This is a genomic window from Bartonella sp. PS17NMGDW (assembly GCF_042193555.1).
GTDB lineage: Bacteria > Pseudomonadota > Alphaproteobacteria > Rhizobiales > Rhizobiaceae > Bartonella > Bartonella grahamii.
Genome location: NZ_JBHILY010000066.1, coordinates 1 through 1,206 on the forward strand (window position 1 = coordinate 1; position 1,206 = coordinate 1,206).

Annotated in this window: 2 protein-coding genes; both read left to right on the forward strand. The window is 34.6% G+C overall.

Annotation, left to right across the window (positions count from 1 at the left end; genetic code table 11):
• The coding region (locus ACFIJK_RS09245; RefSeq protein ID WP_375627586.1) for a TrwH protein at window positions 1-126 on the forward strand (126 nt) is incomplete at its 5' end.
• Window positions 123-980 (forward strand): type IV secretion system protein, encoded by an 858-nt coding sequence (locus ACFIJK_RS09250; protein WP_375627585.1) that lies wholly within the window; start codon window positions 123-125, stop codon window positions 978-980. The genes ACFIJK_RS09245 and ACFIJK_RS09250, both read left to right, overlap by 4 nt.
• The last annotated feature ends 226 nt before the right edge of the window (window positions 981-1,206 follow it).

Consider the following 1,206-nt stretch of genomic DNA (forward strand, 5'->3'; position numbering starts at 1 on the left):
ATAATTTTGATTGCAAACATTTTATCAGCTTGTGCATTAGCACCAAAGCTAAAACAGCCCAATGATAGGAACCGTGTACCTATTAATAAAACAATCCCTGCCGAAATCAAGCGAGCAAATATATGAAAAAGCGATTTATTATAACAGGAATGATTACCATTTGGGGAATGATAAATTTGGCACATGCAGTGGTGGATCATTCTAAAATACGTGTAGACGCAGATCCATCAAGTTTATGCAATGTTCTAGAAGTGGCACGTGCAGAGTTTGAAAAGCGAATGTATGGAAGAGACAGCTCTGGAATCCTAGAAAAATGTTTAAAATTGCTATCATCTGCTCCACCGCCACAACCTGCTCCACCGCCACAACCTGCTCTATCAGCAGAATATTCGGAAATCCTTCAGCTTTTAAAAAAAGAGGAAATTATTGAGCTCTTAAAAAAGCAGCTTGAGTTGAAAAAAAAACAAGTTTCACAAATAGAAAAAGCCTATCAAGCTATAACAAAGAATCAGAAAACTGGATCTAAAACAATTGACTTTTCTAGTTTTTTTCTCAAAGAACCAGAATCGCTCTATAAGCGTGATAAGCTTTCAAGGGAATCATATCAAAAGGTATTAGAGGAAGAAAACAAAATTTCTGGGACTTTTGATCAAATGGGCAAAGCTATTTCGGAGCGTTTACAATTTGCATCGATACAAGATAAAGCTGTAAGTTTAGAAACTTTTGAAAACGTAGAAAATCGTTTTAAATACCTCCAACATCTATTAGATGAAATTCAAAAAAAAGAAAACCTGAAAGATACTGCAGATCTTCAAGCACATATCGATGGTTCGTTAACCATGATCCAAAATGAATTTATAAAGATGGAAATGGTAGCGCATTTACGTAATGCTGAGCAATCACTTATCAAAAGGAAAAGACGCGAACTTGATATGAAAATTTTTAACCATGAAACAAAAGGGATGCCTACCATACGATAAAAACAAAAGCCACTGTAGAAGGTTCAGTACTATCCGAACAATTCAAAGAGGCACAGAGATTTTATCAAAGCCAAGATATCGTAATGAAAACACTTAGGTAATGTATAAATGAAAATGAAGTGTTTAGCATATATCTATGTTTCAAGGTGATAAAAAGTTGAAAATTCGTTAAAGAGGAATTCCATGGACTTTACAGTGTTCACGCAACTTTTCAGTAAAATTGATC